Origin of the sequence: Paraglaciecola sp. (assembly GCF_039964565.1) — a bacterium.
GTDB lineage: Bacteria > Pseudomonadota > Gammaproteobacteria > Enterobacterales > Alteromonadaceae > Paraglaciecola.
This window is the reverse complement of record NZ_JBDVXF010000008.1, coordinates 92,215-111,825: the sequence shown is the minus strand read 5'-3', so window position 1 is coordinate 111,825 and position 19,611 is coordinate 92,215. Positions and strand designations below refer to the sequence as shown.

At 40.1% G+C, this 19,611-nt stretch carries 19 protein-coding genes and 1 pseudogene; 16 read left to right on the top strand and 4 right to left on the bottom strand.

The genetic code is table 11. The annotated features are described in order from the left end of the window. Nucleotides 1-23: 23 nt before the first annotated feature. Entirely contained in the window at nt 24-488 is a 465-nt protein-coding gene (locus tag ABJK37_RS05075; protein WP_348350783.1) for a hypothetical protein, read from the bottom strand. Nucleotides 489-1,472: 984 nt separating this feature from the next. Here ABJK37_RS05075 and ABJK37_RS05070 point away from each other — a divergent pair. From ABJK37_RS05070 to ABJK37_RS05060, 3 genes and pseudogenes are all read left to right on the top strand, one after another. Beyond that, nucleotides 1,473-1,652 (top strand): annotated as a pseudogene (locus tag ABJK37_RS05070) (GMC oxidoreductase); the annotation flags it as partial. 131 nt (nt 1,653-1,783) lie between these two features. Beyond that, nucleotides 1,784-2,962 carry a hypothetical protein gene (locus tag ABJK37_RS05065; protein WP_348350781.1) on the top strand — a complete coding sequence of 393 codons (1,179 nt, stop codon included), beginning with the start codon at nt 1,784-1,786 and terminating at the stop codon, nt 2,960-2,962. A gap of 2 nt (nt 2,963-2,964) precedes the next feature. After that, complete coding sequence (locus ABJK37_RS05060; protein WP_348350779.1) at nt 2,965-4,077, top strand: DNA alkylation repair protein; 1,113 nt, start codon at nt 2,965-2,967, stop codon at nt 4,075-4,077. A 68-nt stretch (nt 4,078-4,145) separates the two neighbouring features. On the opposite strand, the gene glpQ is transcribed toward ABJK37_RS05060, so the two are convergent. The 3 genes from glpQ to ABJK37_RS05045 all read right to left on the bottom strand — a co-directional run bounded on the left by glpQ (nt 4,146) and on the right by ABJK37_RS05045 (nt 6,387). Then, nucleotides 4,146-5,126 carry a glycerophosphodiester phosphodiesterase gene (gene glpQ / locus ABJK37_RS05055; protein WP_348350777.1) on the bottom strand — a complete coding sequence of 327 codons (981 nt, stop codon included), beginning with the start codon at nt 5,124-5,126 and terminating at the stop codon, nt 4,146-4,148. 10 nt (nt 5,127-5,136) lie between these two features. Continuing rightward, nucleotides 5,137-5,520 carry a lactoylglutathione lyase gene (gene gloA / locus ABJK37_RS05050; protein WP_348350775.1) on the bottom strand — a complete coding sequence of 128 codons (384 nt, stop codon included), beginning with the start codon at nt 5,518-5,520 and terminating at the stop codon, nt 5,137-5,139. A gap of 324 nt (nt 5,521-5,844) precedes the next feature. Then, nucleotides 5,845-6,387: a GspH/FimT family pseudopilin gene (locus ABJK37_RS05045; RefSeq protein WP_348350773.1), complete on the bottom strand. Its 543-nt coding sequence runs from the start codon at nt 6,385-6,387 to the stop codon at nt 5,845-5,847. Between the two features lie 208 nt (nt 6,388-6,595). Here ABJK37_RS05045 and nadE point away from each other — a divergent pair, with 208 nt between their 5' ends. The 13 genes from nadE (at nt 6,596) to htpG (ending at nt 19,479) form a co-directional block, all read left to right on the top strand. Beyond that, nucleotides 6,596-7,426 (top strand): ammonia-dependent NAD(+) synthetase, encoded by an 831-nt coding sequence (gene nadE / locus ABJK37_RS05040; protein WP_348350771.1) that lies wholly within the window; start codon nt 6,596-6,598, stop codon nt 7,424-7,426. Nucleotides 7,427-7,464: 38 nt separating this feature from the next. Then, nucleotides 7,465-7,803 (top strand): P-II family nitrogen regulator, encoded by a 339-nt coding sequence (locus tag ABJK37_RS05035; protein ID WP_348350769.1) that lies wholly within the window; start codon nt 7,465-7,467, stop codon nt 7,801-7,803. Between the two features lie 149 nt (nt 7,804-7,952). Then, entirely contained in the window at nt 7,953-8,399 is a 447-nt protein-coding gene (locus tag ABJK37_RS05030; protein WP_348350767.1) for a hypothetical protein, read from the top strand. Nucleotides 8,400-8,490: 91 nt separating this feature from the next. Continuing rightward, nucleotides 8,491-9,354: a DUF692 domain-containing protein gene (locus ABJK37_RS05025; protein ID WP_348350766.1), complete on the top strand. Its 864-nt coding sequence runs from the start codon at nt 8,491-8,493 to the stop codon at nt 9,352-9,354. Then, nucleotides 9,354-10,115 carry a putative DNA-binding domain-containing protein gene (locus ABJK37_RS05020; protein WP_348350764.1) on the top strand — a complete coding sequence of 254 codons (762 nt, stop codon included), beginning with the start codon at nt 9,354-9,356 and terminating at the stop codon, nt 10,113-10,115. Before ABJK37_RS05025 ends, ABJK37_RS05020 begins: the two co-directional genes overlap by 1 nt. Before the next feature lie 99 nt (nt 10,116-10,214). Further along, a complete protein-coding gene (locus ABJK37_RS05015; protein WP_348350762.1) occupies nt 10,215-10,337 on the top strand; it encodes a hypothetical protein in 123 nt (40 codons plus the stop codon). A gap of 48 nt (nt 10,338-10,385) precedes the next feature. After that, nucleotides 10,386-10,922, top strand: a complete 537-nt coding sequence (gene apt, locus ABJK37_RS05010; protein ID WP_348350760.1) for an adenine phosphoribosyltransferase — start codon at nt 10,386-10,388, stop codon at nt 10,920-10,922. A gap of 9 nt (nt 10,923-10,931) precedes the next feature. Continuing rightward, nucleotides 10,932-13,367, top strand: coding sequence for a DNA polymerase III subunit gamma/tau (gene dnaX / locus ABJK37_RS05005; protein ID WP_348350758.1), 2,436 nt, complete (start codon nt 10,932-10,934; stop codon nt 13,365-13,367). A gap of 41 nt (nt 13,368-13,408) precedes the next feature. After that, nucleotides 13,409-13,738: a YbaB/EbfC family nucleoid-associated protein gene (locus tag ABJK37_RS05000; protein ID WP_348350940.1), complete on the top strand. Its 330-nt coding sequence runs from the start codon at nt 13,409-13,411 to the stop codon at nt 13,736-13,738. A 44-nt stretch (nt 13,739-13,782) separates the two neighbouring features. Continuing rightward, nucleotides 13,783-14,385: a recombination mediator RecR gene (recR, locus tag ABJK37_RS04995; protein WP_348350757.1), complete on the top strand. Its 603-nt coding sequence runs from the start codon at nt 13,783-13,785 to the stop codon at nt 14,383-14,385. A gap of 225 nt (nt 14,386-14,610) precedes the next feature. Then, on the top strand, nt 14,611-14,868 hold the full coding sequence (locus tag ABJK37_RS04990; RefSeq protein WP_348350756.1) for a DUF3081 domain-containing protein: 258 nt from the start codon (nt 14,611-14,613) through the stop codon (nt 14,866-14,868). Nucleotides 14,869-15,048: 180 nt separating this feature from the next. After that, nucleotides 15,049-16,989, top strand: coding sequence for a DNA topoisomerase III (locus tag ABJK37_RS04985; protein ID WP_348350754.1), 1,941 nt, complete (start codon nt 15,049-15,051; stop codon nt 16,987-16,989). Nucleotides 16,990-17,538: 549 nt separating this feature from the next. Beyond that, complete coding sequence (gene htpG, locus ABJK37_RS04980; RefSeq protein WP_348350752.1) at nt 17,539-19,479, top strand: molecular chaperone HtpG; 1,941 nt, start codon at nt 17,539-17,541, stop codon at nt 19,477-19,479. The last annotated feature ends 132 nt before the right edge of the window (nt 19,480-19,611 follow it).

The following is a 19,611-nucleotide window of genomic DNA, read 5'->3' as shown; positions in this document are numbered from 1 at the left end:
AGTTGTGGCGCTAGCTAGAATAGTTAAAAGGGTCTAACAAAAGCGACACCAAACACATAGGCTTTCTCTCCGTCTATAAAATCTACTGCCAAGGTAGGTGCTAAGCCAAAATCACCAATATGATATTCGTAACTTGCGCTTACCCTATATAAATCTTCTGTATGAGGATGGGCGCCACCAATTTTTTCTTTGCCTACACCTAACCCGAATCTAAGACTCTTCACAGGATGGTAAAATAACTGAGCTACAGTCACTGTGACTCCATCATCGTGGTGGGCGTCATCAATTTTTTCATAAGCTGCGCCTAAGCCCCACGAGTCATTGAATTTATATTCGTATTCAATTCCGTAGGTAAAATGGGTTTCATCGGCAGCATCTGTATAACCGATAAAAATACCTGGAAAGTGGCGAGCGTCATCTGCTGCGAACACGTAATTGGCACTGAAAAGTAGTGATAATAATAAGATTACATTTATAGCTAATTTCATAAAATTTCCTTGGATGATAAAAACTCGCTGATGCTTAAACAGCGACGTTTAGCGTTTAAAATATATTTAAAGGTTAAATATTTGTTATAGGGGTGTCACTTAGACAAAAGTATTAGAACTGTTTACGATTGAATTTAGGCGACTTGTTTATTGGCATGTTAACTATTTGGATTCGTCACAACTGGTGTATCGAGAGTTTCACTGTTTTACGTTTCATGTAAACCAAATAGATAGTTAGTTTTTGCCTAGTTATTTCCATCAAAGTGCAGCAAAAAAACTTTGAATTTAGAACTTAAAACAACAAATTCGTACCATTGATGTCGAATGAGTGACAGCTCAATTGATAGATAAAAATTCGATAATAAGGCTTCGAATATTGTATTAGTCGAAGTTCGACATAAGCGATTTTTTTGCGCTTAATACAACCCAACATAAAATTGATAATGAAGAACGATTCAAACGTAAACGTAGATAGGATATGCGCTGTAGAGCGATACACAATTCAGGTTATTTACTTATGATGATGTGAGCTATCACTTGAAACAAAAATATAATGTGGATTTTTCTCTGTTTTTTTATCGTTTGCGTATTTTTGAAGCGAGGCCGAGTATTAATATTTGATGTTTTAAATCTAAGCGACATTAAAATAATGTCATCTATAAAAGCAGTCATAGGAATTGGTGATGCATTTCGTGTTTTACGGATGATGAAATATACAAAAAGAATCGTGTTTTTTCACAAATAGGCATGTCTTTGATTCTATATTTACGCGTTTAATTTTTAGAGATAAGAACATATACCGCCCTTAAAACAATATACCTACGTATTATTTCACATAACTTCATGTTGTTTAAAATGCAGTCTCAATTGGTGATTTACTATCAAGTTTTCCCGAATCTGAAAGGTGTCGATATAAAGTTAAGGGAGTACCTGAGGACTTCTTATATAGAAAAATGAAATATTCTCATCGTTATGCACCTGTAATTGGGAAGTCGTGAAGATGTAATGGTTGAAATCGATCATTTGGTTAAGGTAAAAGGAGTGAAAGGTTTGATAGTTGTTGATGCCTCGGTGATGCCCACTTTGGTTGGCGGTAATACTAACGCTCCAACAATTATGATTGCGGAACGTTGCGCTGATTTAGTTAAGCAAGATTTTCAGTAATTTTATCAGTAGCTTTATCCGTAACTCTTATTCAAAAATCATTGCAGAATAGCAAAGCTGTTAATTGGGATAGTATCTTAGATTTAGATTAGTTATCGTTTCATTGTTTGGAACTCTCAGGGATAAGATAGATGTTGAGAATAATAACGGGTTTGGGTTTATTGCTGTTACTCAATGGCTGTGTTGCGACAAAAAATATTGTGCCAAAACATGCATTATTGGAAAAGCCGCCGGAAAAGGTTAAATGGCAAAGTGATTCTTTCGAATTAATCGCCGTTCCATCGCAACAGGATATATTTAGGTTAAGCCAAGAGAGTCAAAATCACTTTTTAGATTATTACTATGCACAAGACAATGTTGCTGTGGCAGGGCACAAGCATTTATACAACTATATCGATAATTTTTTAGATGGATTTGATTATAGAGGTGAAACCCTTAATGCAGACTTAGCCGCAAGGCAGCGCGCTGGTAATTGTCTATCTTTGGCGATCCTTACAAAAGCATATGCCTCTCTTGTTGGTTTAGATATTGAGTTTAGAAAAGTAAACTCAGCACCGATTTACCAGCGAAATGCTGGTGTAATGACCATTTCCTCACATGTACAGTCTCATTTGTATGCGCCCAAAATGACCAATAAAGATAAATACACCCTTAGTGTGCTTCGCTCGAAAATCATTATTGATTACTTTCCTACGTCAAATAGCTTTATTGGTGGTTTGATTTCCGACGCAGACTTTACTGCTATGTATTACCAAAATTTAGCGGCTGAGGCGATAGTCGCAATGAAATTTGACTTGGCTTATTCGCTGTTGGACGCAGCCATGAAATTGTCACCCAACAATTCTGAAACGCTTAATACCTTAGCTGTTTTGCACAAAATAACCGGCAACACTGCGCTCGCAGAAACGATATATCTCAATCAGATTAAAACTGGGAACAGTTCAGTTAGTTTGCTTAGCAATTATATCTTATTGCTAGAACAAACTAACCGATCAGGTGAAGCGGCTTTGATGAAACATAAATTTAAGGACGTTCGCGATGATAACCCGTATCGTTGGTATGATTTAGCTAACCAAGCATATGCACAACAAAACTTTTCACAAGCGCTTAATTACTATGAAAAGTCTATTCAAGCCGCCCCATATTTACATGAGAGCTTCTATGGTCAAGCAAAAACCTATGTTCGCCTAGGTAAAAGACGTCAAGCCAAAATCGCCATGAAAAAGGCAGCGTCCTTAGCGTTCAAGCCAAGTGATGAACTACTTTATCTGGCGAAATTAGACTCGCTGACCCGAGAAAGTGAAATGTAACAATGGCAGAACTGCTAAAAGATAAATACCCTGTAGAGGTCGCCGAGAAGATTAGTAAAATGATTTGTGAGGTACATCCGACCTTTGACTCAGTTGGTTTTGTTGGTCAAGTACGCCAAGGGTATGAGCAATTGGAGCTAATGGCGCGAGCCCGTAAAATTGCTGTGGCGTTAACAGCATTTCTACCTGCAGATTTTGAAACAGCGCAAGATATTTTGTTAGCGTCTTTGGATTCCTCAGCAGAACTGGACGAAAACAATAGTGTTGCGTCGTTTTTATATATGCCCCACACCATGTATATCAGCGACAATGGCTTGGAATATTTCGATATTTCAATGCAGGCTTTGTATCAATTGACTCAGAGGTTTACGGCTGAATTTGCTATTCGGCCCTTTATTCAACGTTACCCTGAAAAAAGTTTGGCGCTATTAGCAATTTGGGCATCAGACTCCAATTTACATGTGAGGCGCTTGGTATCAGAGGGAACACGTCCTCGATTACCTTGGGCATCACGTTTACTTGAGTATATTAAGGACCCCACTGCGGTTGTTCGTTTATTAGAGTTGCTCAAAGATGATCCCGAGTTGTATGTAAGGCGTTCGGTAGCAAATAACCTCAATGACATAGGTAAAGATCATCCTGCACTTTTAGCAGACATAGCCAAAAGATGGCTAAAAGACGCCTCAAAAGACAGAACGTGGTTAGTAAAGCATGGCTTACGTAGCGCCATTAAACGTGGCGAAAAAGGCGCTTTGCAGGTCTTAGGGTATGATGAAAAAGTAGACGTTAAAATTAAGAATGTCGCTATATTACCGGCTAAAGCTCAAATAGGCAAAGCCATTCAAGTGAGTTTTGACGTCGCTAATCTGAGGGATTGCGTCACTGCTTTGATGGTTGATTTTTCGATCCACTTTATCAAAGCTAACGGTAAAGCCAACCCAAAAGTATTTAAGTTAAAAGCCATTGAGCTTGGGCCCCAAAAGTCTCACAAGTTTTCAAAAAAGGTGTCACTAAAAGTGATGACCACTCGCACTTTGTATACTGGAACACATAAGGTTGAAGCCATCATTAACGGGAAAAATCACGCGCTTGGCAGTTTTGAATTAGTTAGATAACCTGATGCTATAGTTGCTCTAACATCAGGCTAATTGATTATATTTGGTGTGCCTGACACTACTAAGAGTTATTTGTCCCCTAGGAAATCAACTACAGTATCTGTGAAATCGGTAAACACACCGTCTACTTTCAACTGTTTAAACAACATTTGTAATGCCTGCTGTTTAGTAACATCATCTGGTAGTGCGTCTTTACGAAAAGTGTAGGGATGCACCTTAAGTCCAGCGTTATGTGCTTGGGCAACATAACCTGTCGATTGCATGGTTTTAAGATCGACCAATTGAGGTATCCAAGGACCAATTCCTTGAGCGACTTTGGCAATAGCTTCCAATCCCTGAGTCGTTTTTAATACATCATAGTCGGTTGGAGATTCTAACCAGTCATTTTCTGCAATAAGCTGTATAAGTTTTACTTTTGCTCCAAGCTCATTACGCAATCGCTGGGTTTCGGCAAAATCAAAACACTGCACGTAAATGTTTTTATTCGCATCGTCTAGATTATGTTTTCGTAATACATTCATTACCAATTGGCTAATGTCGATCCCTTGTTCTAGATGCCAAGCAGGAGATTTTATTTCAGGGTAGAAACCAGTAGTTTTGCCGAACTGACGATTGAGTTGTTGAATCAATTCAATTTGGTCTTCAAAAGTTGCAATCTGAAACGACCCATCTCCTCGATAGCGTAGCGGAAATACCTGATTACCCTCTGCATCTTGACGCTCATGAACTCTAAGGGTCTTTAGTTCAGCTAAAGTAAAGTCTAATGCATAATATCTCCCATCTTTACGTTTTCTGGTTGGGAAAATTTGTTCAACATTTGTAACCGTTTCAAGATGAATGTCATGCAAGACTATTAATTTTGAGTCTTTAGTCGCTACCAAATCTTGCTCAATATAATCAGCGCCTTGTGCGTAGGCTAAAGTAACCGATTCGAGGGTATGTTCGGGTAAATAGCCCGGTGCGCCCCTATGCGCGATTACCAAGGGAGGCGTGGCACTGACTTGGTTGCTAAGAATCATTATCAGCAGTCCTAAAATACATAATTTCATAATACTCACTTTATTTTCGTTCAATTAATTCAATTGCATAACCGTCTGGGTCACGCACAAAAGCGATGACAGATTTGCCCCCTTTTACGGGACCGGGTTTACGATAAACATCGCCACCATGTTGCTCAATAAATGCACATAAGGCGTAAATATCATCAACAGCAATAGCGATATGCCCAAAAGCATCACCCATTTGATAGCTGTTTTTATCCCAGTTGTAGGTCAGCTCCAGCACTGTAGTATCTGTCTCTTCACCATAGCCTATAAAAGCCAAGGTATATTGATACTCCTTGTTTTCACTCTTCCTAAGCAGTTTCATACCCATGAGCTTGGTGTAGAAATCAATTGAAACTTGTAAATCTGCCACCCGTAACATAGTGTGCAATAAACGCATAAGGTTTCCTTTTTGAATGAATTTGCAAGTCTTTAGGTTAACAACTCATAAACTTGAAAACAAAACTTCAAGCAAACAATATTAAGTCATGATTATGACAATTAGATGTGGATTGCCTTTTAAGCTCTATAAGTTTTTGGTGATAACTATTATTAGTTGCGGTGACTAGGAAAGAGCAAATAAAACTAAGTCAAATTGCCTTTAGGCCCAATCAGATTGTTAGAGAATGAGATTGATGTCTAAATAAGTGGCTAAAGGTCTTGCTAGATTTGAGTTGCAAAAGTCGGTAAAGTAAAAATAAGCAATGACTAGTAGAGTCAATTTTTAACAAGACAATGGTGTGCCAGCTGCATTTTCGTTTACGCCATCTTTGTCGCTATCGGTACTCATTTTAACTCTACCTTGCAAGGTAATAGATAGCGAACGAGCATATTTTGCTTCTTTGTTTTTGTGACAAAGCAAAATTTCATTGGCTAGATCCGCTTCCCCAGTTTCGGAAAATTTAATGGTATCGTTGGTGTTGGTCATCAAACTAGTTTCGGATGTGGCACTCACTGAAACTAATAATTCTTCATCCGCACCGCGAATTTCATTATCGTCACTGTCGATGAATACAATTTTGGGTTTGTTCCAATCTTCAGTGCAAACAGAATAATCGTCCGATGGACAAACCACAACCTGGACTTGTTCGTCTATTGCATGGTGCCTTGCATACTGGATTAATGAGCTTATTTCATTGATCTCAGCCACAATTCGGTTTGTTATTAAGATGCTTTGAATACTTGGGGTAACAAATGCAAGTATTATTGCAACAATGGAGACAGTGACCATTAATTCGACCAAAGTCACGCCTTTCTGTTGTTTCACTTTAAACACTCCAGTAATGAGTTGGTTAAGATAAACTATTTTTTGAAAAATTAGGGTATGAAATAGTTACCAAAGGTTAGGATTAACATACACATGTTGCTAACATTAAGCCGTAGCTATTTTTGGGTTAAAAGTTAGACAAAAATTATATTGGGAGTTAACGGCCCAATTGGAGTTTTTGGTAAGTATGACATTAATGAGGGAAAAAATGCAGACGAGTACTGTGATAGAACAAATGCGGGTATTACCTGAAATTGATGTTAATTATGAAGTTGAGCGTCGAATAAGTTTTATTAAATCTCAACTAATAAGTAGCGGTTGTAAAGCCCTAGTATTGGGTATTAGTGGTGGGGTAGATTCTTGTGCATTAGGGCGTTTAGCGCAACTTGCCGTGAATGAGCTAAATCAGCAACAAGCAACAGGTTATCAATTTGTGGCAGTTAGATTGCCATATAACGAACAGGCAGATGAGGCTGATGCCCAAGCAGTAATCCAATTTATTGAACCTAGCCAAAGTCTTGCAATTAATGTCCAACCTGGCACTGATGCAATCGACCAACAAACTCGTGTAGCGCTTGAAGATAACGGTTTGCTTCCCAAAAGTGAAACTAAGTGTGATTTTGTTAAAGGCAATGTAAAGGCGCGTACTCGAATGGTGACACAGTACCAAGTTGCTGGATTGCTTGATGGCTTAGTGTTAGGTACAGACCATTCAGCTGAGAATATTACGGGTTTTTATACTAAATATGGCGACGGCGCATGCGATCTTGCGCCATTATTTGGCCTTAATAAACGTCAAGTTAGGCAAATTGCCGAGTTTTTAGGTGCGCCTCAGCATATTATTCATAAAGCTCCTACTGCTGATTTAGAGTCATTAGCGCCTCAAAAATCAGATGAACAGGCGTTGGGCATGACTTATGACCAAATAGATGATTTTTTAGAAGGCAAGGATGTTTCCCTCGATATCGCTGAGAGATTGGTCGCTATATTTGAAAAGACCCAACATAAACGAGTTCCAATTCCTACCATATATGATTGAAACTGTGTATTAACAAGCCATATTAATTGAGATCTAAAATGAAAAAAATTGAAGCAGTAATTAAACCATTCAAAATGGATGATGTTCGCGAAGCTTTGTCAGAAATTGGTGTGAGTGGCATGACAGTCACTGAAGTGAAAGGTTTTGGGCGCCAAAAAGGGCATACAGAGTTGTATCGCGGCGCTGAGTATAATGTCGATTTTTTACCTAAAGTGAAAGTCGAATTGATAGTCGCAAATGACCAAGTAGAGCGATGTATAGAAGCCATAATGAATACCGCTAAAACTGGAAAAATCGGTGACGGAAAAATATTCATTTGTGATGTAGAGCGCGCTATACGCATTCGGACCGGTGAAGAAAACGAAGAAGCTGTTTAACGAAGTTATGCTGTAGTTTGTCGATAATCATCTCGTTTTTAAAAAAAACTGAAATAATTAACACCGCTCTTTGGTCTGATAGTTTGGAACCAGACAAAAGTATTAAAAAAACAATTTTTATCGACTACTTATCTTAAAGGATACTCATTATGCAACAAATTAAAAAAACATCCATCGCTACAGCGCTTGGAGCAGTGGTTATCGGCTCTCTTGCTTCCGTAAGTGTGCAAGCCAATACTAACCCTTTTACTGTTCAGTCTTTAGAGTCTGGCTTTATGCAGAGCGTCGACGAAGGCAAATGTGGTGAAGGTAAATGCGGTGGTGACAAAGCTGAAAAAGCGGCCAAAACCATGAAAGAAGGCAAATGTGGTGAAGGTAAATGCGGTGGCGATAAAGCTGAAAAAGCGGCTAAAACCATGAAAGAAGGTAAATGTGGCGAAGGGAAATGCGGTGGCGATAAAGCTGAAAAGGCCGCGAAATCCATGAAAGAAGGCAAGTGTGGTGAAGGTAAATGCGGCGGAGACAAAGCCAAAAAAGCCACTAAAACCATGAAAGAAGGTAAATGTGGTGAAGGCAAGTGTGGTGGCCAAGCCTAAGTCGCCAGTAAATTAGCAAATAAATCATAAAAACAAAAAGGCCGGCGAAAGTCGGCCTTTATTTTAGAATTCAATCGGGGTAATCAATCTAATGAACAATAAACACCTATTAGGAGTTGGATTAGGATTACGTCGAGAAATGCTCAATGAATTATTACCTCATATCCCTAGCTCAGTAGATTTTTGGGAAGTTGCTCCTGAAAACTGGATCCCTCTTGGGGGGAAATATCAGAAAAATCTCCATCAATTTACCTCTAGTTGTAATTTTGTTTGTCACGGTTTATCTCTGTCAATTGGTAGCCCTGCGCCGCTAGATGTGAACTTTGTTAAGCGCGTTAAAGGTTTCTTAGATCAACATGAAATTTTGTACTATAGCGAACATCTAAGTTATTGCTCCGGTCAAGGTCATATGTATGATTTGATGCCGATCCCGTTTACAGAAGAAGCGGTTAAACATGTGGTTGAGCGTGTTAAACAAGTGCAAGATATTATTGAACGACCCTTGTTGTTGGAAAATGTATCTTACTATGCAGCACCCGGACAAGAGATGACCGAGCAAGAATTCACCTTGTCGGTTTTAAACGAGTCTGGCTGTTTAATGTTACTAGACGTAAACAATATTTATGTAAATTCAATTAATCACGGCTACGATCCCGAGGCGTTTTTGTGTGCCATGCCTACAGGTAAAATTGTTTATGGGCATATTGCAGGGCACTATGATGAAGCTGAAGATTTAAAAATTGATACTCACGGTAGTGACGTCATTGAGCCTGTTTGGCAACTGTTAAAAAAAGCCTATGAAATACATGGTATTTTTCCTACCTTGTTAGAACGAGATTTTAATATTCCACCCATTAGCGAGTTGTTGTTAGAAATGGAAAAAATTAGAACAATTCAACAGCAAGTTCTGCTAAAGACAATGTCCATTAAAGCACCTAAAAAATTAACTGCCTAATGAATTCTTTCATAGAGACTCAACATGCGTTTATGCAACATATTAAAGATCCTGAAGGATCCCCTTATTTAGGTGATATTGAAGACCGACGTTTAGCGATTTATAGGGAGCTGTTTTTTAATAATATATTGGGGTTTTTAAGTTCAGGTTTCCCAGTACTTGAAAGTTTATATTCTGAAACACAATGGAAATGGTTAGCTAGAAAGTTTTTTAGTGAACACCAATGCCGTTCTCCTTACTTTATCGATATTAGTAAGGAATTTGTAGAATATCTGTCTAGTGAATATGAAGTCAATGAGTCTGACCCTATATTTATGCGGGATTTGGCCCATTATGAATGGTTGGAGTTAGATCTAAATGTGCGTCAATCATCGCAATCATCGAAAGCATGGGATGGGCACGCTGACGTAACCGCAGTTAGCATGTCTGACTTAGCTACACTAGTGAGTTATCACTATCCGGTTCATCAAATTGGTCCTGAATTTCGTCCCAAAGAGGCCGGGGAAGTGGTGTATCTAGTGGTATATAGAGATAGCTCGGACGAAGTCAATTTTACTTTGGTTAATGCGGTTTCAGCGCATTTATTAAACACTATATTGCAACAAGGAGTGGCAACCGTTGATTATCTCAACAAAATTATGATTGCAGCTATGCCACAACTTGAGACTCAACAAATAATAGAATCGGTTGAACAAGTCCTACAAACTTTGCTTCAACAAGAGATTTTGTTTCCTGAAAACCAATCTACATCAATCACCTGACTTTTTAGGGCTATCAATTTATCGAACTTTGGATTAACATCTCGCCTTCAATTTTGTTGTTAACTAAGGGGTGATCCCCTTCAAGTTTGGAGTGCAATTATGCAAGATGATAACAGTCCTCGTGACCCGTTTAGTTGGGGTTATTTGATTGCCGCCGTAGGTACCCTACTAGCGTTACCACTGATGCATGTCATATTGGGTTGGTTCGTTTTTTACCTCTAATATCCGCAACTAATCTACTCATCCTATTATTAAATTACGGGGAAATTCGTGTCCGCCGAATATATAAAATCGGTTATTAAAACCGTTCCTAATTATCCGAAACCAGGGATCATGTTTCGAGATGTGACTTCTGTGTTAGAAGACCATAAAGCTTATTCAGCTACCATCGAACTCTTATTGAAGCATTACGCTCCGATGGGATTTGATAAAGTGGCTGGTACCGAAGCCCGTGGCTTTTTGTTCGGTGCGCCTTTAGCGATTGAATTGGGTATTGGCTTTATTCCAGTGCGAAAGCCAAACAAGTTACCACGAGAAGTGATAAGCGAAAGTTATGAGCTTGAGTACGGTACCGATTGTTTAGAAATCCACAAAGATGCAGTGAAACCCGGCGAAAAAGTCTTGATGTTAGACGATTTGTTGGCAACCGGCGGCACAATGATCGCCACAGCTAACTTAATTAGAAATTTAGGAGGTGTGGTAGAACACGCCGGTTTTGTTATTTCTTTACCGGAACTAGGTGGAGAGCAAAAACTGACCGATTGTGGCGTCACTAGTTTTTCAATTTGTGAGTTTGAAGGCGAGTGATCAATTAATATGGGTTATCAAGTTTTAGCAAGAAAATGGCGACCTAATCGTTTTGGCGAATTAGTTGGACAAGAACATGTTGTCACCGCTATTTCTAATGCACTTGATAACGATAGATTACATCACGCCTATTTATTTACCGGCACTCGAGGTGTGGGTAAAACGACTATTGCGCGAATTTTTTCAAAAAGTCTAAATTGTGAGCAAGGTTTAAGTTCTAAGCCTTGTGGGCAGTGCAGTACCTGTAAAGAAATCGAGAATGGTAACTTTATCGATTTACTTGAGATCGATGCGGCATCACGTACTAAAGTGGAAGACACCCGCGAGTTATTAGACAACGTTCAGTACAAACCTAGTCGTGGGCGTTACAAAGTCTATTTAATAGATGAAGTGCATATGTTATCGAAGCATAGTTTTAATGCTTTGTTAAAAACCCTTGAAGAGCCACCGCCCCATGTAAAATTTTTATTGGCGACTACTGATCCACAAAAGCTTCCCGTTACGATTTTATCTCGTTGTTTGCAGTTTAACCTTAAAGCTTTGTCGCGCACTCAAATCAGTCAGCAGTTAGATTTTGTGCTTTCTGAAGAGGGCATTACCAGTGACAAAGAAGCGCTAAGTCAACTAGCAAGAGCGGCCCAAGGTAGTATGCGCGATGCATTAAGTTTGACGGATCAAGCGATAGCGCAAGGCAATGGTGTAGTGGCGTTACAAACCGTTACAGATATGCTTGGTTTAATGGATAAAAACCTAGTGCTCAAACTGGTGCATGCTGTGGTGAAAAAAGACAGCCCAAGTGTAATGCAGCAGGTCGAGAGCATGTCTGAGCAAGCCCCTGATTTTGGATTGGTTTTGTCTGAAATGATGAGCTTGTTACATCAAATTGCATTAACGCAGTTTGTTCCTGATGCTTGTAAATTAGAAACCATATCGGCCAGAGCTATTTTCCAACTAGCCAAATCAATACCGGCTGAACAAATTCAATTGCTTTATCAAATAGCCCTAACAGGTAAAAAGGACTTGCCCCATGCTGCAGATCCTAGGACCGGTTTAGAAATGACTCTGTTGCGTATGTTGGCGTTTTGTCCGGATAACCTAAAGTTGCAATCGTTGGATATTGCGACTCGAACACCTGAAGCAGAAATGGCTTCACAACAGTCAGCCAGTGATGCTAGTGATGACAGTGATGCTAAATCAACAATAGCGGCTGCAGAGACGGGTGCTAGTGACTCTGATGAACTTCAGCATCATGAACAAGCTGATAAAGTGCTATATGCCCATGCCAATTCAGCAGAAACTGCCGCTGAGCCTGAGCCTGAGCCTGAACTAGAGCAAATGCAACCGCAACCAATTGATGAAACTCTGTCAGCCTCCCTAAATGATGATTTAGTTGCGCAACAGCAAGATATTCTGCAGCAAGCGCAGGATTATGGTCATCAGCCAATGGATTATGATCAATACCAAGCTGTTTCTATGGACGAGCAGCCTAGTGAAATATTTAGTGGTGAGTATCAAGGTCTTGATTATGAAGACTCTCCTTTGCAACAACCGGCCCCTTTAGATGAATCCGAACAGTCTGCCCGTGCCAAACCTAGTACTTCTACTGCCGATTTGATAGCGCTTCGCAACAAGCTTAAGCAAAGTCAACGAGAAGAGGAGGAAGGGGCTGGACAGGTAAAAAAGTCTGAAAGCTCGACTGCACTTAATCTAGCGTCGGTACGTGCCCAAAATGAGCAAACAACCGACAAGGTAGTGGAAGAAAATCAAGCTCAGCAGCAAGTCGCTCCAATTACCCCGGATGTTGAGACACCAATTGTCAACACACCTTTCGAAGCAGAACCTTTAGTAAATAGTGCCCCCCCTTGGCCACTCGAAAATGAGTCGTCAACCGCAGCCTCAAGCCCATTTTCTGTTTCTGATGATCCAATAAAGAGCCCGTTTTCTGCCGAAAAAACAGTGGAGGAAGCCGAAGTTTTTGACTCTAGCGCACATCTAGACGAAGAGAATGTTGGCGATGTAACCCTAGAGATATCGGCGTTTTTACCGGATAAACAAAAAGTCCTTAAGGCCCGGCAAGTCGATGCGTGGAGTAAGTTAATTGAAGATATGCAAGTTACCGCTTTAACCAAGCAGTTGGCTTTGCATTCTGCATTTGATCGACAAAACCATACCATCAAATTAACGCTCTTGGAAACTAAGGGGCACCTTATTTCAGATACTGCGCAGCAACAACTTAAACAGGCGTTGTGTTTAGCACTAAATGAAACGATAGAGCTTGAAATTCAGCTAGGGCAACCCATTAACACTCCTTATGCTTTGCAACTTAAGGTTAATCAAGTGCGTAACGAATACGCTCGCGAAGTGGTAAAAAATGATCCTGGTATCCAATTGTTACAACAACAGTTTGCAGCCAAGGTTGATGAACAAAGTATTCAAGCTAGATAAGCAACTAACAATCGTTAATTATCACAGAAAAAGAGAGACAGATTATGATGAAAGGTGGAATGGCTAACATGATGAAGCAAGCGCAGCAGATGCAAGAGCGCATGCAAAAAAATCAAGAAGAATTAGCCAAAACAGAAGTCACCGGAGAGTCTGGTGCGGGATTGGTTAAAGTGACTATGACTTGCAGTCATGCCGTTCGTCGTGTTGATATTGACCAAAGTTTGATGGAAGACGACAAAGAAATGATTGAAGATTTAGTGGCTGCAGCGTTCAATGATGGTGTGAGACGTGTTCAAGAAACCACTAAAGAAAAAATGGCTGATGTGACAGGAGGAATGCCTTTACCTCCTGGGTTTAAGATGCCTTTCTAGAGTAATTTACCGCACGCTTAAGCCGAGTTTATTACAGGTGAAAAATGCAGTTTAGCCCCTTAATTAAAGAATTGATTGATGCCTTCAAAATTTTGCCCGGTGTCGGACCTAAAAGTGCCCAGCGCATGGCATTTCATCTACTGGAGCGCAATCGTCAAGGGGCATTAGAGCTAAGTCACGTGTTGCACAATGCAATGGAGCATGTCAAACATTGTGAACAGTGTCGTACATTTTGCGAAAATAAATTATGTGATATTTGTGCCAATCCTAAGCGTCAAGAAAATCAGATATTATGTGTGGTTGAGTCCCCTCAAGATATGTTAGCAATCGAACAAACCTCAGAGTTTAAAGGGCGCTACTTTGTTTTGATGGGGCATCTGTCACCTATAGATGGAATTGGTCCGGCGGATATTGGTTTAGACAAACTATCATTTATGTTGGAAAACGACGATATTAAAGAAGTGATACTTGCGACCAACCCAACGGTAGAAGGGGAGGCAACGGCACATTACATAGCACAAATGTGTAAAACTAAAGATATTCAAGCTAGTCGAATCGCTCATGGTGTGCCTGTTGGAGGTGAATTGGAATTTATCGATGGCAATACATTAACCCATGCATTTGCTGGGCGTAGGAATTTAATTTAGTGAATAGGCACTCTTCGGACTACCCATCGCTATCAGCTAAAAGCAACGCGGGAGAAACGCGGGAGAACTAAAGGTCTAGGAAAGATTGACGGTTCTCTTATGTCTTGTTAACAATGTTTATTCAGTTCTTCAATTAGGCTCGTTATTAACCTAAGTCATAGGGCAGACCTGAATATTAGGGGGCTGCGTAACCTTACTTGTTATGGTCAATCACAGGGGAAAAATATGAAAAATGACATAGACAGTAAATTTGTATTGTCAGTGTTTGAAAAAATGCGTCAACATGGTGAAAAACAGCAAGAGAGTTACATTTTAGGTGGGTTAAAGGCCTTTACTGATTTTGATGGTTACACGCTGTTTATTGAAGACGCGTTAGTGCATTTGCGTTTTGGTTTTCATAATCAATATGATTTTGAATATGCTAAGGAAGAGCATTTCGAACAGTTTATAAAAAAGATGACAACAATAGATCAAAACTACTAGTTATTTTTGACATTAAAACTACTGCAAAACCCAGCTGCTGACCATTGGTGCTTATTATTTAATCCGTGTGTATGACTCATGAACACGGCACCCCGTCAACCTTTTATATCATAAGCAAATTTGCTTGCTGCAAACATTAATATCAACTACTGTATAAAAAAACATGCACATTAATTTATTATGCGTCTCTTTATTGCAGAAAAGCCCAGTTTAGGTCGTGCTATTGCCGAAGTTTTACCCAAGCCCCATAAAAAGGGAGAAGGGTTTATCACCGCCGCCAATGGCGATATTGTCACTTGGTGTATTGGACACTTACTCGAACAGCAGCAACCAGAGGTTTATGATCCCGCTTATAAAAAGTGGTCTCATGAACATTTGCCAATTATTCCACAACAATGGCAGTTGGGAATTAAAAAACAAACTGCCAAACAATTAGCGGTGTTACGTAAGTTAGTAAAACAAGCCGAGCAGTTAGTGCATGCAGGGGACCCCGACCGAGAAGGCCAACTGCTAGTAGACGAAGTGATTAATTTTTTGGGGGTTACAGGCACTAAAAAAAGTACCGTGCAACGTTGTTTGATTAGTGATTTAAATCCCTCAGCGGTAAAAAATTCGCTGAACAATTTACGTAATAATCGAGACTTTATTCCACTTTCGACTTCAGCCTTAGCGAGATCGCGCGCCGATTGGTTATACGGTATAAACCTGACTCGCGCTTATACCTTACAAGGTCAAAAAGCGGGGTACAAGGGAGTGTTATCGGTAGGGAGAGTACAAACACCTTTGTTGGGGTTGGTGGTGCGCCGAGATAGAGCTATTGCAGAATTTGTAAGTAAGGCATTTTACGAAGTGTGGGCAAATTTAGAAACCAAACAAGGTCAAGGTTTTAAGGCAAAATGGCAGCCCAGCGAGCAATGCGCAAAATTCTTAGATGAGCAAGGGCGTAACTTGTGCGAGGCGTTAGCCCAGAATGTCGCTAGTCGTATCAGTGGTCAATCCGCGCACGTTAAAAGTGTAAAACGTGAGCATAAAAAACAGCCAGCACCATTGCCATATAATTTGTCGGCATTACAAATAGATGCCAGCAAAGCGTTTGGGATGAGTGCAAAGCAAGTACTAGATATTTGCCAAGACTTGTATGAGCGCCAAAAGTTAATTACTTATCCCCGTTCTGATTGCCGATATTTGCCTATGAGCCATTTTAAGCAGGCGAAACAAGTGCATGCTGCGGTGGTCTCAAATAGTCAACACTTAGGTCAGCAAGGTAAATTGTTAAGTGATGCTCAAGTTGATCTTGGTCGTCAATCTAAAGCGTGGAACGATAAAAAAGTGGACGCTCACCACGCAATCATACCCACCCAAAAAATCACAAATAATTTATCTGCTAATCATGCCAAAGTATATGGCTTGATTAGTAGAAATTACTTGGCGCAATTTTTAGCTGCCCATGAATTTTATGGGGTACGGGTTGAGGTCGAGATTGGTTCAGGCTTATTTACAGCAGTAGCAAAAGAGTTAATTTGTGATGGTTGGAAGTCTATTTTTGTAAGGTCAGTAAAAGCAAATCCCAATGATAACAATGGTGAAACGCAGCAGTTGTTGCCTCACTTAGAAAAAGGGCAGGTACTAAAGTCGCTTCAAGCAGAGGTATTAGAAAAACACACGTCGCCTCCAAAGGCTTATACAGACGCCTCTTTATTAGCTGCCATGACTGGGATAAGTAGCCATGTGAGCGATCCGCAACTACGACAAATTCTCCGAGAAACCGATGGTTTAGGTACCGAGGCCACTCGTGCTGGGATCATTGAGTTGTTATTCTCTCGAGGATTTTTGTCTCGCTCGGGTAAAACAATTACGGCGACTGTGACAGGTCGAGGCTTAATCGAAGCGCTGCCTGATGTCGCCACTTATCCAGATATGACAGCGCGTTGGGAAGCTGAGTTATCAGCAATCAGTGAAGGCAAAAGTCAGTACAGTAAATTAATGCTCCCACTGCAAGCACAACTCACAGGCTTGGTTAACCAGAGTCTAAGTGTGTTACCTAAAGGACTGTCAGGGTTAGGCAAGAGAAGCAATCGTAAAAAACGAGTGACTAAGGCTAAAGCAGTCAAAAGTAGATAAAAAAGTTAACAGCAGATAGAGCAGGGATGACAGAGAGTGTAGAAATATATTTTTAGGTGTTAGGCACAGAGATCCATTAAATCATAATATTTCGTTTTGATATCGTTGCAGCCGTGTGTTTAATGTATATCCAATAGCCATTGAAGACGTTGTTAGTATGTCACCGGTGCCTAGTCTTGTTTACCTCAAGTTTCAGAGTTATTCCTGAAACAACATCAGTGAGTGGCCTTTCTCAAATTAGATAATGTAATTGGAATAAAAGACCACACATTGAAATATTACGCAGCGAAAAAACTTAAAAGATGCCGCTTGGTTTTCCCAAACAATGTGCAGTGATCAATATCGTAAATTCTTTTACCGTTTGCCGTTCGGCTAACTCGATAATCATATAACCTTATATACAATAAGGAATTAAAGGTCTTGGAGTTAATCAGCCTAGTGTGTTTTAAGTTAAATAAAAACAAATTAGTGAATTATCCTTGAAAACACTGTAACCGACCTCATCTTCTACTCATCATTTAGCAACCACAACTTAGGAGATACTTGGCTATGGCTGAAGCAGCCCATCAAGAAACTCATGGATTTCAAACAGAAGTAAAACAATTACTGCAATTGATGATCCATTCACTTTACTCGAACAAAGAAATTTTCTTACGTGAATTAGTCTCTAATGCAGCTGATGCTGCAGATAAATTGCGCTTTAAAGCATTGTCAAATGACAGCTTGTACGAAGGCGACGGTGACTTGCACGTTAAACTCAGCATCGATAAAGACGCTGGTACCATTACCATTGCCGACAACGGTATTGGTATGAACAAGGCAGATGTAATTGAGCATCTAGGTACTATTGCTAAATCTGGAACGAAAGAGTTTTTCGGTAAGCTGTCTGGTGACGAGGCCAAAGACTCGCAACTTATTGGTCAATTTGGTGTGGGCTTTTATTCCGCGTTTATTGTTGCCGATAATGTCACTGTGCGTACACGTGCCGCTGGAGATGACAAGGCAAATGGTGTGCAGTGGGAATCTGCTGGTGAAGGTGAATTTACTATTTCTGATATAGAAAAAGCAGATCGTGGTACAGAAATTACGCTTCACTTAAAAGAAGAAGAGAAAGAGTTCTTAGATGATTGGCGTTTACGCTCTATCGTGAGTAAATATTCCGATCACATTAGTATTCCTGTCAAAATGTTTAAGGAAGAAGAGCCTGAGCGTGACGGTCCTAAAGGCCCTGATGGAGAAGAAGGCGAGAAGATCCCAGCTGTACCAGCGTTTTGGGAAGCGGTGAATAAAGCGACTGCTCTTTGGACTCGTGATAAGTCTGATGTGAGCGAAGACGAATATAAAGAATTCTATAAACATATTTCTCACGACTTTAGTGATCCAATGACTTGGTCACATAATAAAGTTGAAGGTAAAACTGAATATACCAGCTTATTATATATTCCTAGTAAAGCGCCTTTTGATATGTGGAACCGTGATCATAAACACGGACTTAAGCTTTATGTTCAGCGTGTATTTATTATGGATGACGCAGAGCAAATGTTACCCACCTACCTGCGTTTCGTGAAAGGTTTGCTGGATTCAAATGATTTGCCTCTGAACGTGTCTCGTGAAATTTTACAGGATAACAAAGTCACTCAGGCAATGCGTCAAGGTTGCACTAAACGTGTATTACAGATGCTTGAAAAAATTGCCAAAAATGATCCTGAGAAGTATCAAGCATTTTGGGCTGAGTTTGGTAACGCACTGAAAGAAGGTCCGGCTGAAGATCACGCCAACAAAGAAAAAATTGCTGGCTTGATGCGTTTTGCGTCAACCCATGAAGATTCAGAAGCGCAAACGGTTTCTCTTGCTGATTACATTAGTCGAATGCAAGAAAAACAAGAAAAAATCTACTACATAACTGCAGATAGTTATCAGGCTGCTAAGTCTAGTCCGCATTTAGAAATCTTCCGCAAGAAAGGTATCGAAGTGTTATTAATGGCTGACCGAGTAGACGAATGGTTAATGTCTCATTTAACTGAGTTTGACGAAAAATCTTTCCAATCTATCACTCACGGTGCATTGGACTTAGGTGATTTAGATGACGAAGAAAGCAAAAAGGCGTTGGAAGAAGCAGAAAAGCAAGTTGAAGGTTTAGCCGAACGTGTAAAAACGGCCCTAGGAGACAAAGTGAAAGATGTCAAATTCACTAGTCGCTTAACGGACTCCCCAGCTTGTATTGTTGCTGATGAACAAGGTATGACAACACAAATGATTAAGCTGATGCAAGCTGCAGGTCAGCCAGTACCTGAAGCCCAGTATCACTTTGAATTGAACCCTGAACATCAACTCGTTAAGTTATTAGCTGACGTACAAGATGAAGAGCAATTTGCACAGTGGACGGGGGTGTTGTTTGACCAAGCTGCGTTATCTGAACAAGGCAGTTTAAAAGACCCTGCTAGCTTTGTGCAGAATTTAAACAAGCTACTAGCGAACTTGGCAAAATAGGCAGCAAACAACAATAGTTAGTTAACTAAAAACGGGCTTTGAGGCCCGTTTTTGTTTTAACTTGATAAAAGTCAGGGTATTAAGACCTTTGTCGCATATGCAGAGCTTAATATTCTTGTAAGATTTAAGTTG

What these genes read in the sequence shown, in the direction of transcription:
- ABJK37_RS05075 (WP_348350783.1), bottom strand. Translation starts at nt 488, where the DNA reads ATGAAATTAGCTATAAATGTAATCTTATTATTATCACTACTTTTCAGT.
- ABJK37_RS05065 (WP_348350781.1), top strand. Translation starts at nt 1,784, where the DNA reads ATGTTGAGAATAATAACGGGTTTGGGTTTATTGCTGTTACTCAATGGC.
- ABJK37_RS05060 (WP_348350779.1), top strand. Translation starts at nt 2,965, where the DNA reads ATGGCAGAACTGCTAAAAGATAAATACCCTGTAGAGGTCGCCGAGAAG.
- glpQ (WP_348350777.1), bottom strand. Translation starts at nt 5,126, where the DNA reads ATGAAATTATGTATTTTAGGACTGCTGATAATGATTCTTAGCAACCAA.
- gloA (WP_348350775.1), bottom strand. Translation starts at nt 5,520, where the DNA reads ATGCGTTTATTGCACACTATGTTACGGGTGGCAGATTTACAAGTTTCA.
- nadE (WP_348350771.1), top strand. Translation starts at nt 6,596, where the DNA reads ATGCAGACGAGTACTGTGATAGAACAAATGCGGGTATTACCTGAAATT.
- ABJK37_RS05035 (WP_348350769.1), top strand. Translation starts at nt 7,465, where the DNA reads ATGAAAAAAATTGAAGCAGTAATTAAACCATTCAAAATGGATGATGTT.
- ABJK37_RS05030 (WP_348350767.1), top strand. Translation starts at nt 7,953, where the DNA reads ATGCAACAAATTAAAAAAACATCCATCGCTACAGCGCTTGGAGCAGTG.
- ABJK37_RS05025 (WP_348350766.1), top strand. Translation starts at nt 8,491, where the DNA reads ATGAACAATAAACACCTATTAGGAGTTGGATTAGGATTACGTCGAGAA.
- ABJK37_RS05020 (WP_348350764.1), top strand. Translation starts at nt 9,354, where the DNA reads ATGAATTCTTTCATAGAGACTCAACATGCGTTTATGCAACATATTAAA.
- ABJK37_RS05015 (WP_348350762.1), top strand. Translation starts at nt 10,215, where the DNA reads ATGCAAGATGATAACAGTCCTCGTGACCCGTTTAGTTGGGGTTATTTG.
- dnaX (WP_348350758.1), top strand. Translation starts at nt 10,932, where the DNA reads ATGGGTTATCAAGTTTTAGCAAGAAAATGGCGACCTAATCGTTTTGGC.
- recR (WP_348350757.1), top strand. Translation starts at nt 13,783, where the DNA reads ATGCAGTTTAGCCCCTTAATTAAAGAATTGATTGATGCCTTCAAAATT.
- ABJK37_RS04990 (WP_348350756.1), top strand. Translation starts at nt 14,611, where the DNA reads ATGAAAAATGACATAGACAGTAAATTTGTATTGTCAGTGTTTGAAAAA.
- ABJK37_RS04985 (WP_348350754.1), top strand. Translation starts at nt 15,049, where the DNA reads ATGCGTCTCTTTATTGCAGAAAAGCCCAGTTTAGGTCGTGCTATTGCC.
- htpG (WP_348350752.1), top strand. Translation starts at nt 17,539, where the DNA reads ATGGCTGAAGCAGCCCATCAAGAAACTCATGGATTTCAAACAGAAGTA.